A 16,638-nucleotide genomic window follows, 5' to 3' on the forward strand; every position below is an offset into this window, starting at 1 on the left:
ACCAACGCTGCCGTTTAGAATAAATTTTTGTAAATACGATACACGTCTTCGGCTTGCAACGTAACAAAATTATGTGCCATTAACCGGCCCTGATTTTCCATAACAGATTGCGTAAAGGTCTGCAAGTCCGCTTCTGTAACGCCATATTCATGTAAGGCTTTTTGCGGCAATATACGTGCCAACAACGCATCCAATTCTTCATATACCTGCGCCGCATTACAAGATAACAACTCTGCCAAAAAGGCATTTAATACGGCAATTTCTCCGTCCTGCCGCTTTTGGAAATAATATTTTAAAACTCCTGTAAAAATAACATAATTCGATTCTCCGTGTACCACATGATAGGCACCGCCGAAGGGATAACTCATAGCATGCACGGCGGCACATCCGGCATTACCGAAAGCAATGCCGGCATAATTACTGGCAGTCAGGAAATCTTTCGTATAGCGAAAACGGGTATCCGCCCCCTCGGCGGCTACCGCCCGATAAGCGCGTATAATTTTTTCTATTGCCTTATAACTGAACATCCGGGTAATTTCATTGGCATCCGGCGATAACGCGGACTCTACTGCATGTACCAACGCATCAATAGAGCTGGTGGCAAAAACTTTATACGGCAACGTTTTTAATAATTCGGGAATCAACACCGCTTCGTCGGCATATAACGCATCTACCGCCAACCCTTTTTTCGTATGCCGTTGCAACAACGCCAACACGGAAACATTCGTCACTTCACTGCCGGTACCGCAAGTCGTAGGCACAACAATTAATTTTTTCCCTTTTTCCGGCACAATCTTGCCGTCAAATACATCCAATACGGGACGACTTGTTTTCAACGCATATAATTTAGATAAATCAATTATAGTCCCGCCACCCACTGCGATAACGCGTTGCGGATTTCCCGGAATCGACGCAAATAAAGCTTCCGCCATTTCATCCGACGGCTCTCCCAACCCGAATTCTTCCTGATATACAACCCGGCAGGGGAGATGGAGATCCGCAAAGTACGGTTCATAAATATAGCGATTGGTGATCATTACATCATCCGCCGTCACCCTACAAGCCGCTACAAATTCCCGACATGTTTCATACATTTTAATCTTCGGTTTTACCATAAATTCTTCCATATCCATACCTCCTGTACCTATTTTTTATTCCGCTTCCAAAGAAAGAAACCTGAATTTTTCTACATCAAACAGACCGGTATCCATCAACTTAATTTCCGGAATAACCGGCAGGGACATAAAACACAGGGTCATGACCATATCCACCGTATCCGGAATGCCCCATTCACGCCCAACGGCATAAAATTCTTCCATCCGTGCCGCAACCCAATCCCCGCTGTGATCACTCATCAATCCTGCGATCGGTAACGGAATGGTACAAACAACCTGTCCGTCACAAACTGCGGTCATGCCGCCGCGACTTTTTATTAACGCACGCACTGCCGTATCCATATCCGTATTATTGGTTCCGGCGACAATAATATTATGCGAATCATGCGCAATAGAAACTGCCACTGCGCCTTTTTTTAAACCATAGCCGCGTAATAATCCCAACCCCATATGGCCGGTGCCGCGATGGCGTTCCACAACCGCCACTTTGACAATATCTTCTTGCGGATTATAGATAAAATCGCCCTGTCCGTCGCGCTGTATCGTAGCCCTGCCTTTACGTGTAACCACACTGCCCGGCTGAATATCAATCGTATGAACAAGCGAAGATTTCACCTGCAGGGCAAACCGTTCCGGCGATAAGTCCCCTACCTGTACGGAACTGCTCACTTCCGTATACGGTTGACGTATAACCGGCCATAAACAAGCCCCGTTTACCGCTGCTTCTTCACCGCCGATAAGCGTCTTGGCAACATGAAAATTCGCCAAGTCGTCAAATAAAACAATATCCGCCCGTTTTCCCGGGGCCAATGCGCCCCGATCATGAAATCCGTAACATTCCGCCGCATTTAACGTAGCCATAGTCAACGCCGCTTCCGGAGAAAGACCGGCAGCCACACAAAGCCGTAACGATTCATTCAAATGTCCTCGTTCCCGAATCGTACGGGGATGTAAATCGTCGGAACACAACAGAAATCTTCGCAACGTTGCCGGCGTAACGGCCTGAATTAAACGTGGCAAGTCATGACATGCCGAACCATACCGCAATAATACATACATGCCGGCAGCCACTCTTTCTTGCGCTTCCGCCGCCGTATGACATTCATGATCCGTTTGTATCCCCGCGCCGATGTACGCTTGCAAATCCGCCCCTTGTAACCCGGGGCTGTGTCCATCTACCGGTTTACCGCTGTCGAACGCTTGGGCCAACTTTTGTAAGACATCTTTATTTCCGGCCAACACACCGGGAAAATTCATAAACTCCCCCAATCCCGATACGTTATGTTGTCGCAAAGGTCTTTCCATGTCCGCCGCCGTCAATCCCGCACCGCTGTGATCAAACGGCGTAGCCGGCACGCAGGAAGGCAACATCCAGGCAATATGCAGCGGTGTAAGCCGTGAAGCTTGTTGCATATACTGCAACCCCGCAAGACCGCAGACATTAACAATTTCATGCGGATCCGCAACAACCGCGGTAGTGCCGTAAGGAACAACCATACGGGCAAACTCTTCCGGACTCGTATAGGAAGATTCCACATGAATATGACTGTCTATCAAACCGGGGGCCGCTATATACGCGCCGGCATCCCATTCTTTTTTTCCTTCATAAGGGCCGCCTATACCGGCAATATACCCGTCCGCGCCGACAATATCGCCACGACAAATGGTTTGTGTATATACATTGACAAATCGACAATTTTTTAATACCCAGTCTCCGGGAATTTCTCCCCGTCCTACGGAAATTCGCTTTTGCAGTTTCTCTACATATGACAAAGGCGTTCTACCTCCTGTATTCTTTACCCTACTGTCGCTACTATTGTACCATAAATAAAAAGAGTACAAAATAAAAATCGGCGCCGCGTATAAAAAGATACCCCCGCATCCGAGTCGCTTACGACCCGGATGCGGGGGATACCGATATACGATATAAAGGTTTCGCTTATCCGTGCAATTCTCTATCTAACGCTTCCAATCGGGCAATTCGTTTTTCCGTAGGCGGATGCGTACTGAATAAACTCATTAACCCGCCGCGGATCCCGGCAAAGGGATTGATAATACATAAATGTGCCGTTGCTTTAGAGGCTCCGGGCATAACCCTATAATGAGCATAATTGTCTATTTTGGCCAAAGCTCGTGCCAACGCCAACGGATCATCGCATAACCGCCCGCCTTCGTCATCCGCCATATATTCCCGCGTCCGTGAAATCGCCATTTGGATTAAGGCCGCAGCTAAAGGTGCAATGATAATTGTCGCCAGTAATGCCAAGGGATTACCGCCGTCATCCTCATCACCGCGCCCGAAAATAGCCGCCCATTGCGCAATATTGGCAAGCATTGTAATAACACCGGCAAAACAAGCGACCACCGTGCTGATGAGAATATCCCGATGCAACACATGCGACATTTCATGGGCCAGTACGCCGCGCATTTCCTCTTCATCCAACATATCCATAATCCCGGCGGTAGCGGCGACGGCGGCATGAGAAGGACTTCTTCCCGTCGCAAAAGCATTCGGCACCTCCGTCGGAATAATATATACCCGCGGCATCGGCAATTCGGCACGTTCGGCCAATTCCGCCACCAACCGATACAGGCGATGATTTTCATCCACTTCTTGGGCACGATACATTTTCAAAACTACAGAATCGCTGAACCAATACGAAAAAAAATTCATACCGATCGCAATCAACAGCATCAGATACATCCCCTGCCGTCCTCCGAAAACGCTGCCGATAGCCATCATAATACAGGCCAAGAGAGTCATTAAAGCGGCTGTCTTTACACTGTTCATAAGATTCCTCTTCTTTCTTGAAATCAAAAGTCAAAAAGTAAAATTTTATACTTTTATTATACGCAATCCACTTATTCCTGTCAATGCGCAACCTCTATTGCTTCAATTCCTTATTGTTATATCTCCGTAGAATAACGGTATATAAGCCGCTTTCATCTTTTGTTCGGGAAATAGTGACCGTTACCTCTCCGGCAACCCACGTCACGGTACTGTCTGTTTGCTTAACCGGATAGCCGTCCATATTCGCATATAGCGTTGATACCAATCGCGTATACGTAGTCTTTGCCGTTTTTTTATCATTTGTCTTAAAGTAATTTTCAAATGCCAAGACACGTCCCTGCGTGCTCCCGTCGGCAGCTTGTACCCGTACTCCCTCCACAATGGTTACACCATTACGGGTAACCCTGCGTTCCGCCCGAGATTCCTGCGCGGACAGACGCTGCATGACCCAATCGGGAAGAACCGAAAAATTTAACGAAAAATCTTTTTGCGGCATACCTAAATACAACGTTTCATACGCTGTAAGAGGATGTTCCGCCACTTCATCAATAGACACTTTGTAATCAAAAGCGCCTGCCGACCCGACTGTACAAACAGCCGCCGCGACAGCACAGATAAAGGATTGCCACTTCATCGTATCTTCTCCTATAATAAAGGACTCAATATAAACATATATGCGGTTAACACCAATTGTTGCAGCGGCAACAACACATACGTCACTACAGGCGTTGCTAAAAAAATAATTAAAATAATAAAAGAATACCGTTCCCATGCCGCCAAACGATATTGCCAGCGCAACGGCAATATGGCGGTCACCACGCGCGAACCGTCCAAAGGAGGTAACGGAATAAGGTTAAACACGGCAAAATTTATATTGTATAACACAATCATCTGTAATACCCTATGTACTTGTGTAGTAGTAAACAAATCATAAGTTATAAAAAAAATTTCCGCCACAAGAAAAAGAAATGCCGTAAACAAATTGGCCGCAGGGCCGGCCAAAGCCACGCTAATTTCCCCTTGTCGCCAATGCCGAAAATTGCCGGACTGAATAGGCACCGGTTTGGCCCAACCGAACTGCACAGTCAACAGCAAAATCGTACCGATCGGATCCAAGTGAGAAAAAGGATTTAACGTCAATCTTCCCGCCAACTGCGGCGTCCGATCTCCCATTTTAACAGCAACCAGGGCATGCGCATACTCATGAACGGCCATCGCCAATAACAGGCCGGGAATCCCCGCAACCAAGGTAATAAAATCCCAATGAAACATGTACTGTCCTCCCTATGATTCATATAATTAGATAGTAATATAGGCCTATAAAAAAGTCAATGCACGGCACATCCGCAAAAGGACCGAAGCCTTCGCTTCAGTCCTTTTCGTCGGAATGTATTCTTTTTTTACGTATTTCACGTCGCATTTTTTTCATATTTTTTTGAAAAATTTCCGATCGGGTCATGGCCAATCGCGTGTACAAAAGATCCCCTAAGGCCATATGAATTAATCGCGAAGCACCGGCTTCAGACGAATATTTTACTTCCCGCCCCATGCCGCAAAGACACACATCCGCCAAAGCCGCCAACGGTGATCGGGAATGACCGGTAATCGCAATAACGGCTGCCCCATTTTTTTTAGCAGTCTGTACGGAATGAAGCAATTCTGCCGATGCGCCGCTGTGTGATACGGCAATAACCGCATCACCGGGCTGCAGCAAGGCCGCCGCCGTAACTTGCATATGCGCATCACTATACGCTTGAATCCAAAGTCCCAAGCGCATGTATCGCGTCGCAATATCCCGACATACAGTAGCCGAATTGCCGAATCCGTACACTTCCACCCGCCCGGCTGCGGACAAAATGGAAACCGCCCGATCCACGGCCGCCGGAACAATTAATCCGGCCGTATCCTGCAATCCTTCTGTCAGATTTTTAAAAATCTTCCACATGACCGTATACGTAGAATCGTCACCGTGTATATCATGATACGTATCGTGCGCTGCCGTAGAAAGCCCGGCCGCAACCTGTAATTTCACCTCTTGTAAACCGGTACAACCCACTTTTTTACAAAACCGCGATACCGTAATTTCCGAGCTGTCCGTTTGTCCGGCAATATCGGCAATGGTTTGCTCCATTACCGTTTCCGCATGGGCTGCAATATAGTCGGCAATGCGCCGTTCCGATTTGGTCAACTCCCCGTATACACTGCGTAAAAAAGGAAATTTTTGCATACCTTCCCACGTCATTACCGTCACTCCTTATGCCTTACGGATTATCTTTTATAATGCTCCCGCCATACATGATGGAAATTGCCTTCTTTATCTGTTCGACGAAACGTATGGGCGCCAAAATAGTCCCGCAACCCTTGAATCAAATTGGCACCGACACAAGGACCGGCATACGCATCCAAATACGTCAATGCCCCGGCCATAGCCGGTACGGGAATGCCCGCCGCCAGCCCCAAGGCCGCCACTTGACGCAAACTATGTTCGCCTTCTTTTATTTTACCTGTAAAGAAGGGATGAAACAAGAGATTTTCAACTTGCGCATCTTCCGCATACGCCGTACTGATAGTATCTAAAAACTTCGCTTGTATAATGCAGCCGGCACGAAAGATTTCCGCAATACGTCGATAGTCCAATTGCCACCCGTACGTCTGTGACGCTTTTTGATATAAGGCGAATCCCTGCGCATAGGCTACTATTTTTGCCGTATATAAGCTCTTACGAACCGCTTCTACAAAATCGGCGGCTTTCACCTGTCCCCGTTCCGGTCGGGGAAACACAATCTGTGCCCGCCGCCGTCCGGCAACTTGGGAAAGCACACGCGCGTTGCAGGCGGCGATGATCAACGATACATCCACGCCTTCCGCCAACGCTTCTATGCCGGTCCAGCGCCCGGTTCCTTTTTGTTCCGCCCGATCCGCAATCATGGACAACACGGAACCGCCGTCTTCCGTTTCCGCCAAGACATCGGCAGTAATACCGATTAAATAACTGTGCAATTCGCCCGTATTCCAATCATGAAAAATATCGGCCAATTCCGCATGCGTATAGCCGCCCATTTCTTTTAACAGTAAATAGGCTTCCGCAATTAATTGCATATCGGCATATTCAATACCGTTATGTACCATTTTCACAAAGTGCCCGGCGCCATCCGGTCCCACATGTGCGCAGCACGGCTTGTCATCGTCGGCTTTAGCCGCTACCGCTTCATAAATATGACGGATTTTTTCATACGCCGTCGACTCGCCGCCGACCATAACGGCAGGACCGCGTCTGGCACCGGTTTCGCCGCCGGAAATCCCCATACCGACAAAAAACACCCCTTTTTCTCGGCACACTTGAGTACGACGTTGCGTATCTTTAAAAAATGAATTTCCTCCGTCAATAATAATATCGCCCGCGTCCGTCAAAGGCAGGATTCGCGCTATCATTTGATCTACCGGCTCACCGGCCACGATCATGAGCATGATTTTGCGCGGTTTTTCCAAAGATGCAATAAATTGCTGCAAGTCATAATAGGGAATAATATTCGCATGCGCATGGTCACGAACAAAATTTTCCGTCGAACGCGGCGTATGATTATATACGGAAACCGTATAGGCATGATCCGCTATATTCAATGCTAAATTACTGCCCATAACTCCCATGCCTATAATCCCTATATTTTGTACTCCCATAATATATCCTCCTGTATGTAGCTTAATGTTTATTTTGATAAGCGGTTATAACGGCAAATTCTTCTTGTAAATGTGCGTATAAATGTTCAAAAATTTGATATAATTCCTTATACGTCGGAACTGTATCCGCCTGCGGCCTGTACACTCGTTTCGGATGAACCAAATGCGCCGTATCCGCAATGCTCTGTAACGTACCGTCCGAAATAAACCCTAGTACGGCCGCTCCGAATGCGGCGCCTTCACTATTGTCCGGCAACGTAATCGGTTCATTCAATATATCCGCCAACATTTGCAACCATACATTGGACTTCGTAAAACTGCCGCTCACACGAATATCCCGAATCGGTCCGAATTCCCGCAACGCCGCCATAATACTGTTCAAACTATAACAAATTCCTTCCATAACGGCACGAATCATATGCGAACGACTGTGATTTAAAGAAAGGCCGAAAAACATACCGCGCAGTTCCGAGTTCCAATACGGTGCCCGTTCACCCGTAAAACAAGGCAAACAAATCAGACCGCCGGCACCGGGACCGACATGTTCGGCTTTCATGGTCATCAAATCATACGGATCAATATCCAAACTTTCCAAGGCACTGCCGCCGTAATGACAAATCTTATCCCGCAACCACCGTAGAATCATACCGCCATTGTTGATGGCGCCGCCGGCAACCCACATGTCATCAACCAGATTATAGCACCATGTCCGCATTTGTGCGTCTACCCGCGGTTGCGCCGTCAACATCCGTAAGGCGCCGCTGGTACCGATGGTACCGCTCAACTGTCCCGGCTGTACGGCGCCTATGCCCACATTGACCAAAACCCCGTCCGTAGCGCCGATAACTACCGGCGTACCGCTCGGCAACCCCAGCGCGACCGCCGCTTTTTCATGCAGCCGACTCCGATACGTAGTGGCTACCACCGGCGGCATATGCGCTTCGGTAAGCCCTGCATAGCGTAAAATTTCTTCATCCCATTGCAAAGTATGTGCGTTATACAGACCGCTCGTGCTGGCAGTGGATTTATCTACCGCCCATTCGCCGGTCATTTGATAAAAAATATAATCTTTTAACGACCCGACATAGCACATTTGTTTAAATACTTCCGGCTGATTGCGACGCAACCAAATCACCTTGGCCAACGGATAACATGCATGTACGGGGCAACCGGTCCGTTCATAAAACGCCCGAACCGAAGACGCATCCCGCTTCATCTCCCGTACAACGGAGGCGCTCCGACTATCCGCCCAGGTCTGCATATCCATTAACGGTTCTTTCGCCGCATTCAAACCGGCAAAACTGTGCATCGCCGTACTGAGCACCAAGCCGCAAATTATTTTATTTTTATAACGCAATTCTTGCGCTGTATGATGAACTACTTCTACCACCGCATCATATATTTGTAAAGGACTTTCTTCCACCCAATCCGGACGCGGTGTCAACAAGGGATAAAAAGCTTCCGACGCACATACTTTTGTACCTTCCGCCGTATACGCAATAGCGCGAACACCGGTAGTGCCCACATCCACACCGATCCAAACACGTGTACTTAGGGTCTGTCTATTCATAAGTCTCCATCCTTTCCGCCATGTTCATGCTTGTATTATACGAATAAAAGTCGCTACATGCAACATTGTTTTCATTTTATTATTATAGTATTGATACGATGACATCAAAAAATGAGGGTCTTCTTATGAAGACCCTCATTTTTATGATACCGCACGCCCCTTAGCTCAATCCAAAGGAATCGCCGTTACAGTACCGCTCTTTTTATATGTCGGATCCAACCACTGTAACGCGGCATCAAAGGTTTCATCTACCACTGCTTGCGAATGTTCCGGCACCGCCTGATCCGGAATAATGCCGGTACCGTCAATTTCACGTCCCGAACTGGTATGATATTTCGCAATCGTCAATTTAATAGCCTGTTGCGAAGACAATTCATACATATTTTGCACCGTTCCTTTGCCATAAGAACGAGTTCCGAATACCTTACCCAAATGTAAATCCTGAATATCACCGGCAATAATTTCCGACGCACTCGCCGACTGCCGATTAATTAATACTGCAATGGGCAAGGTCCGGTCCGTCCCCGCCGCTTTAAAACGCTGTTGCTTACCGCCGGTAGTAGTAAACGAAATAATCGTACTGTTTTTCGGTACAAAATTCGTCGCCACGCCTACCGCCTCTTCCACTAAACCGCCGGGATTATTGCGCAAATCCAAAATAAGTTTTTTCATCCCTTGTTTCCGTAAAGACGCGTACACTTGTGTAAAATCACGTGCTGAATTTTCACTGAATCCGTAAATCCGAATATACGCCACTTCTGAATGCGGAATCATGCGCCCTTTGACCATTTTAATTTGCAAATTTTGTCGTACCAGCGTAACTTGTCGGGAAACGCCGTCACGAACTATCGTTAACACTACTTTAGAGCCCAACGGTCCGCGAATTTTTTCCGCAATCGTTTCCAACGAGTCTTGCGCTGCCGAAACGCCGTTAATCGCCGTAATGCAATCCCCTTTACGAAGATGAGCCTGTTGTGCCGGCGAAGGGGTTTCCGTATCCAGCAACATTTGTATAACAACCGCACCGTCATTATTTTTTCCTATCACTACCCCTACACCGGCATAAGAAGCCCCGATTTGCTGCTTAAATGCCGCCAAATCCTCCGCATTCATATACGTGGAATGCCGATCTCCCAACGAAGCAACCGCCCCGCTTAAAAGCCCGTCAAACAACTTTTTTTGTGCCACTGTACCGGCATATTGTGTACGCACCAATTCCATCGCCTTATACAGACGAAACATCGCCCACGGCGTTGCAAAAAATACGTACGAAATCAAGCCGGTGAGAACTACAAAACCGCCTACAAAAGTTACCGAAAAACGCAATATGCGGGAAATATACGTATGTTTTTTCACGGCTGCAGTCGTCGACACGTCGACCCGTTTTTCCTCGTGTACCTGCCGCCATAACGAAAATAATCTGAACTTACCTTTCATACACTATCACCTACAAAAATGATAAGGGATTAACGGGCGTACCGTTACGCCGTACTTCAAAGTGAATGTGCGGTCCCGTTACATTGCCGGTAGCCCCCGAGCGTGCCACCACCTGTCCTTTAGCCACACTTTGTCCGGCATGAACCAATAAAGAACTGTTATGCGCATACAAGGTGGAAATACCGCCGCCATGGTCAATAATAACCGCATACCCGTACCCGCTTATCCAGCCGGCGGAAACGACAATTCCCGCATCCGCCGCATGTACGGGCGTGCCGGTTCCGACGCCGATATCAATACCGCTATGAAAGATACGCCGTCCGAAAATAGGATGAATACGATACCCGAACGGCGACGTAATGGGGCCGGACGCGGGCCATCCCAATCGTCCCGTACCGGCCGGCACCGGTGCCGGCGGAATATAGACACTGCCGCTCTGTTTACTGCCGCTGCGAGCGGCCGCCGCCCGTCGCGCCGCTTCTTCCGCCATCCGTTTACGCGCCGCCGCTACGGCAGCAGCCGCCGCCCGATCCGCCGCACGTTTCCGTAACATTGCCCCGATTTGTGCCGATGAAGCCTCCAGTTCTTGATACGCTTTATCGGCCACCGCCTTGTCATGCTGTGCCTGATATAAAACCGCCTGTAATTCTTGTTTATGCTGTGCTATTTCCTGTTTTTTCTTAGCGGCCGCCGCCTGCAAAGAAAGTTGTCGCGCCCGTTCCGCTTCCAACTCGCTTTTCGCCTGATGAATAGCGTCGCGATGTACCCGAATGGAAGAGATAAGCTGCATATCGGACACCACAATCCGCCGCAATAATTCTACCCGGGTAGCAAAATCATTAAAATCCTTGGCGCCTAAGACCACATCCAAATAATTCAATTGCCCATGCATATAAATTTCACGAATACGGCGTTGAAATACCGTTTCCCGTTGATCCAATTTCCCCTGTTCCTGTACTAATTTCGCCTGCGTAGTTTGAATATTTTTCTCAGTTTGTGCCAACTGTGCAGTAATATCCCGTTCTGCCGTTTCGGCGGCCGCCAATTGATCCTGAATCGTTTTCAACTTGGCAAACACATCGCCGATAACCGCCTGTGCCTGTTGACTTCGTTGCGCCTGTACCTGCATTTGACTTTTCACATTAGACAACCGATTATGCAAATCTTCATCAACGGCAAACGTCGTAATACACGGTGCCAGAAGAGCGGCCGTTACACAGGCGACAATATATTTTTTTTGTGCCTTAAACTCTATCATACCTTACACCTTCATATACCGTTTTAATGAAATTGTACTGCCCACAGCGCCGATAATCATACTTAAAAGCAACAACCCTATACCGACCTGATACATAAAAGGATTCATTCCTACAAGCGGTAAAAACGCCAGGGAGTGATGAATTTCGGAAGTCACAAAGCGATAAAATTGCACTAATGCCGCATCGGCAATAACTCCGCCGATAAATCCCAGTAATAACCCTTCCAGCAAAAAGGGCCACCGAATAAACCAATTCGTTGCTCCCACATATTTCATAATACCGATTTCCTTACGCCGTGCAAAAACGGTCAGACGAATCGTATTGGAAATAATAAACAACGTGGCTACGGTCAGTAATACAATCAGCGCCATCCCGCCCCAGCGGATGACCCGCGTTATATTTAAAAGCTGTTCAATAATTTCCTGTCCGTAATGCGAACTTTCCACTTCCGGATAGGTCGCTACAATTTGTGCCGCTTTTTTAACCGCTCCCGCCTGGGTAAAGGTAATTTCATACGAAGTAGGTAAAGGATTTTTTCCTTCCAAGGCTTCCAAAATGCCCGGCTGATCCTTCATCCGTTCTTTTAATTCCGTCATCGCCTGATCTTTATTGGTAAACTTGATTTGTCGTACTTCCGGAAGGGCTTTTAAGCGTTTCCCGACGCCCATTACCTGCTCCGTCGTTAAACCGTCTTTTAAATACACACTGATTTGTACTTGATTTTCCAAATTATCGGCAAAATTATCCAAATTCGCCACCATGATGGCAAAAATTCCCAATATAAAAAAAGAAAGAGCAACCGTCACAATGGATGCAATAGACATAAAGCTGTTACGCCAAAACGATTTACAGGCTTCCGACATAAAATACCTAATCTTCATTGCTGTAGCCCCCCCGTAATTCATCTCGAATAATAGCGCCGTCCACAATTTCTATGACCCTTTTATTCATCCAATCCACCATTTGTTTATCATGTGTCACCATGAGAACGGTGGTTCCCGTGTGGTTAATTTTTTTAAAAGTATCCATAATCCCTTTCGAAGTTTCAGGGTCCAAATTTCCTGTCGGTTCATCCGCAATCAATAACAACGGACGATTGACAATCGCTCTGGCAATGGCCACCCGCTGCTGTTCCCCGCCACTGAGTTTTTTGGGCAACATGTCCGCCTTTCCCAACAACCCGACCAGATCCAATACGGTACGCACCCGCTCTTTAATAACCCGACGGGAAGCCCCGATCACTTCCATGGCAAAGGCTACATTTTCTTCAGCCGTTTTGTTCGGCAATAAACGGAAATCCTGAAACACAATGCCCATTTTTCGCCGCAAATACGGCACCTTGCTTTTCGGGAGAGAATTTACTTCAATCCCGTTCACCAGTACGGAACCGTCAGTAGGCACTTCTTCATGAGATAATAATTTAATCAATGTGGATTTACCGGCGCCGCTGGCCCCGACCACAAAAACAAACTCCCCTTTACCGATATGCAGGGACACCCGATCCAATGCGACAGAACCGTTATCATATGTTTTTGATACATTTTTCAACTCAATCATACGCAACCTCTCTTTTTCTTATGCCCGCTTATACCAGACGACACCAACGCCGCCACGCCTTCCGCACGCCTTCTTTTCCTACCAACAGCCGGGCCGCTAAATACGTATTTCGCAACGATTGGCGACGCACATGCTGCAAGCGTTGCTGCACTGCCGGCGTCAAGCCGCCTTGCTGTAACTGCCGCCGTACATTACCGATTACATCCGCCGCCTCGACCCGTTCCACCGTACCGCAAATTCCGGTACCGATCCCCGTCATAAAACTGTCAATTTTCGGATCATACGACACCGCCGTTACCGGAACATGCACCAGCGAGGCAAATACCAACGCATGTAATCGATTGGCAATAACCGCATCCATACAAGCCATAAGGGACATAAATTCGGCCGTATCATAAGCCTCCCGCAAAACCAATGCCGGCGTTTTCATCAAAGCCGCCACGGCTTCTCCCGCCTGCACATCCGCCGGATATTGCATCGGCACAAATATAATTTCCACATTTTCTTCCGTCTGCAACACATCCGCTGCCGCAGCAACGGCCGTTTTATATTGTTGTACGCCCCGCCATTCCCGCAACGAAATACCGACACGCCGGCGTGTGCCGTCACTGCCGGCACGGCGCAAAATTTCTTCCCCCGCTGTCGCCGTAACCGTCGGCATGGATAATACCGCATCGGCAGTCACGTGAATCGGCGGCACCGTAACGCCCATGGCCGTCAAATCACGTTTGGATTCCCGATCCCGCACACTAATCATCTGCACATGCTGTAACAACCGGCGAACCGCTTTTCTTGCCATACGACGACGTACGGGACCGATTCCCTGCGCATATAACATGACGGGCTTTCCCAATGCGACCGCCAATCCCATAATACTTAAATAATAATACAAACTGCGGGAACTGGTCACATCCTGCAATAAACTGCCGCCGCCGCTGATTACTAAGCTGCAGGCGGCCAAACTGCGCACAATGGCGAAAAAGTCGGTTCGTTTGACAGCCCGCACCCGGTGCCGAGTCGCCGTGGCGGCACAATTGCCGGTAATCACCGTAATCTCCGCTTGCGGATCCAATTGTCGCAACGTGTTGATAATAGCAGTCAACATCGCCTCATCTCCGGCATTGGCAAATCCATAGTATCCGGAAATAACAATCTTATTCACCCTGATCCACCCGCTTTCCCAACCACGCCGTAAAGCGTGCCAGAACAGCTATGGCAATAATTAGGATCACACCGATAATCATCCCCATAATCCACCCGTTAATCCCGCGAATTACAGACATCATAAGAGGCGTACGAATATGTGCAAACGTTTCTACCAGCGAACCGACGCCGATCGTTGCCGCAATCACGGCAAAAAAAATGCAATAATTGCGGCCACCGTCTATACAAAGCACCCACCATAATAAAAAATGCCGGATGGCCGATAAGAAATTCCTTTTCCCGCGGTCTGGCATACAAAATATTTTCTAAAAACCGCCGCATAGCCACTTCCATCCCCGGCACGGGAACCCCTGCCGTATGACCGCTGCGGCCGACAAAAACATACGCAAATACCCCCAGTATTGCAACAATGATCAAGGTACTCATGCGCACGGGCAACTGTAAAAAATCCCGTATAAATTGTTTTCCTTCCTGCGGCGTGGCCAAACTATGCCCATACAACGGGAAGCGGCGCAAATAGCCGACAGCTACCAACAGCAGCGGCAGCACAAAGGTCAATTTCACTCCGCGATATACATCAAATTCCATAAAAAAGCGAATATTTCCCAACATACCGGCAATATATAAACCGCCTATAAATGCCAGTGCCACGGCTGCGGACACGCCGAGAATGCTGTCACGCAAAACATACCGGTAACCGCGTTTTTGCCGAATCGGTCGTTGCCGCCAATAATCCAATATTATCAGCATCGCTGCGACCGGTGCCGCCACCGCGCATCCCAGCGCCATGACCTGTAAAAACAGAGACCCCTTCGCAATCGCCGCGCCGCCGCAACCGAAAAGAATCCCCAACGCCGACAGCATATAATTATACCGATCCGCCAACGGCACCAGCAAATTCAACACCAGGACAAAGCCGCAGCAAGCCGCCGCCGCCACTGCCGCCAATAGGAGCCGATCGGGATAGTAAGGCGGCATGACGGATGCCCGTCCCAACGTATACCCGCGAGCTTGTAATTTTTGTGACACCGTGTGAATATAATCTAAATTTGTTTCCGTTAAATTTTTACCATGTAACGGCTTTTTATATAACGGATATAAATTAAAGCGTACATTGCGTTCCAAATCACTGATATAATACCGCATCGAAGCTTCCCCCGGCTGAATCTTATCCAGCTCGTCTTTAGACATGGCATAGCCTCGTACCGTGTGATATTGCAACAAATCGGCCAATTCATACATGCCGTCTTGCGGTTCATATTGCAGCTGCGTAGTCGCTTCAATCATATAAAACGGCAACTTTTCCTGTTGCATTCGCTTCGCCGTATGCTGCAACATACGATGTTCCGCCGTCGCCAGCGGAGTATACCCGAGCACGTCTTTACCTACAAACATAATACCCGATGCCCGTTTTACCGCCTGTGCCCGTGCAAAGAAGTGATCCACCTGTGCAGGCACGGGATCGCCGTAATTAACAGGCCGCAAAACAACATAAAAACCGTGCTGATTAATAACGGCCGCATCGGCACTTAAAATACCCAAATTGACATCGCCCAATTCGGGCATAACCCCGCGAACACCGGCAATACGATACGCCCCGTTACTCAGGTCCTTCGCATTGCCTGCCCCCAGACGCACTTGCAAATCCGACAATACTTCCGCAAAATACGGATCATTTTCCCGCTGCGGCTTGCCGATCACATAGTAATCATAGGTATGATCGGTAATCCCCAATTGAGGATAATATAACTGCGACCCCAAGCGGGTAACCACGGAAATATCGCCTCGCTGCGCCAATTTATTCAACGTCGCGTCATACAGTGTAAAAGAGGTAATGCCGGCTTGCCGGCATGCAGCAAACATCGCTTCCATATCATACCCGTCATTGCGTGCCATACGTACTACGGCATCATAATCCGCCGCCTGCTCAATCGTACGACTGTGTATTTCCACCTCATGACGCTGTACACACAATATAAGGGCACATACCAAGCCAACCAACACGGCTATTATCATAAAATATTTGCTTTTTTTATTCTTTACCATATACTCACCTGTTTATTTTCC

Annotated in this window: 15 protein-coding genes; all 15 read right to left on the bottom strand. The window is 48.2% G+C overall.

Going from position 1 to position 16,638, the window contains the following annotated elements; genetic code table 11:
• Positions 1–14 precede the first annotated feature (14 nt).
• The 15 genes from HMPREF1039_RS01135 to HMPREF1039_RS01200 all read right to left on the bottom strand — a co-directional run bounded on the left by HMPREF1039_RS01135 (position 15) and on the right by HMPREF1039_RS01200 (position 16,617).
• On the bottom strand, positions 15–1,127 hold the full coding sequence (locus HMPREF1039_RS01135) for a 4-hydroxybutyrate dehydrogenase (RefSeq protein ID WP_007390509.1): 1,113 nt from the start codon (positions 1,125–1,127) through the stop codon (positions 15–17).
• A 24-nt stretch (positions 1,128–1,151) separates the two neighbouring features.
• Positions 1,152–2,888, bottom strand: a complete 1,737-nt coding sequence (gene ade / locus HMPREF1039_RS01140) for an adenine deaminase (protein WP_007390584.1) — start codon at positions 2,886–2,888, stop codon at positions 1,152–1,154.
• Positions 2,889–3,054: 166 nt separating this feature from the next.
• Positions 3,055–3,906 carry a zinc metalloprotease HtpX gene (htpX, locus tag HMPREF1039_RS01145; protein WP_007390519.1) on the bottom strand — a complete coding sequence of 284 codons (852 nt, stop codon included), beginning with the start codon at positions 3,904–3,906 and terminating at the stop codon, positions 3,055–3,057.
• A gap of 94 nt (positions 3,907–4,000) precedes the next feature.
• Positions 4,001–4,540: a hypothetical protein gene (locus HMPREF1039_RS01150; protein ID WP_007390537.1), complete on the bottom strand. Its 540-nt coding sequence runs from the start codon at positions 4,538–4,540 to the stop codon at positions 4,001–4,003.
• Between the two features lie 11 nt (positions 4,541–4,551).
• Positions 4,552–5,178: a site-2 protease family protein gene (locus HMPREF1039_RS01155; RefSeq protein WP_007390553.1), complete on the bottom strand. Its 627-nt coding sequence runs from the start codon at positions 5,176–5,178 to the stop codon at positions 4,552–4,554.
• A gap of 97 nt (positions 5,179–5,275) precedes the next feature.
• Entirely contained in the window at positions 5,276–6,148 is an 873-nt protein-coding gene (locus HMPREF1039_RS01160; RefSeq protein ID WP_007390480.1) for a MurR/RpiR family transcriptional regulator, read from the bottom strand.
• 26 nt (positions 6,149–6,174) lie between these two features.
• Positions 6,175–7,584, bottom strand: coding sequence for an NADP-dependent phosphogluconate dehydrogenase (gndA, locus tag HMPREF1039_RS01165; protein ID WP_007390540.1), 1,410 nt, complete (start codon positions 7,582–7,584; stop codon positions 6,175–6,177).
• 22 nt (positions 7,585–7,606) lie between these two features.
• Positions 7,607–9,154: a gluconokinase gene (locus HMPREF1039_RS01170; RefSeq protein ID WP_007390543.1), complete on the bottom strand. Its 1,548-nt coding sequence runs from the start codon at positions 9,152–9,154 to the stop codon at positions 7,607–7,609.
• Positions 9,155–9,319: 165 nt separating this feature from the next.
• Positions 9,320–10,591: a S41 family peptidase gene (locus HMPREF1039_RS01175; RefSeq protein WP_007390510.1), complete on the bottom strand. Its 1,272-nt coding sequence runs from the start codon at positions 10,589–10,591 to the stop codon at positions 9,320–9,322.
• A gap of 10 nt (positions 10,592–10,601) precedes the next feature.
• Positions 10,602–11,849, bottom strand: coding sequence for a murein hydrolase activator EnvC family protein (locus HMPREF1039_RS01180; protein WP_007390473.1), 1,248 nt, complete (start codon positions 11,847–11,849; stop codon positions 10,602–10,604).
• A 3-nt stretch (positions 11,850–11,852) separates the two neighbouring features.
• Positions 11,853–12,731 (bottom strand): permease-like cell division protein FtsX, encoded by an 879-nt coding sequence (gene ftsX / locus HMPREF1039_RS01185; RefSeq protein ID WP_039891615.1) that lies wholly within the window; start codon positions 12,729–12,731, stop codon positions 11,853–11,855.
• The gene (gene ftsE, locus HMPREF1039_RS01190) at positions 12,721–13,407 is read right to left on the bottom strand and encodes a cell division ATP-binding protein FtsE (RefSeq protein ID WP_007390587.1); all 687 of its coding nucleotides are present in this window, start codon (positions 13,405–13,407) and stop codon (positions 12,721–12,723) included. Before ftsE ends, ftsX begins: the two co-directional genes overlap by 11 nt.
• Before the next feature lie 28 nt (positions 13,408–13,435).
• Positions 13,436–14,569 carry a polysaccharide pyruvyl transferase CsaB gene (gene csaB / locus HMPREF1039_RS01195; protein ID WP_007390486.1) on the bottom strand — a complete coding sequence of 378 codons (1,134 nt, stop codon included), beginning with the start codon at positions 14,567–14,569 and terminating at the stop codon, positions 13,436–13,438.
• Positions 14,562–14,759 (bottom strand): DUF5693 family protein, encoded by a 198-nt coding sequence (locus HMPREF1039_RS08310; RefSeq protein ID WP_235720014.1) that lies wholly within the window; start codon positions 14,757–14,759, stop codon positions 14,562–14,564. Before HMPREF1039_RS08310 ends, csaB begins: the two co-directional genes overlap by 8 nt.
• The gene (locus HMPREF1039_RS01200; protein WP_007390501.1) at positions 14,668–16,617 is read right to left on the bottom strand and encodes a DUF5693 family protein; all 1,950 of its coding nucleotides are present in this window, start codon (positions 16,615–16,617) and stop codon (positions 14,668–14,670) included. Before HMPREF1039_RS01200 ends, HMPREF1039_RS08310 begins: the two co-directional genes overlap by 92 nt.
• Positions 16,618–16,638: the final 21 nt, after the last annotated feature.

The sequence above is a fragment of the Megasphaera lornae genome (assembly GCF_000214495.1).
GTDB classification, from domain to species: Bacteria; Bacillota; Negativicutes; order Veillonellales; family Megasphaeraceae; genus Megasphaera; species Megasphaera lornae.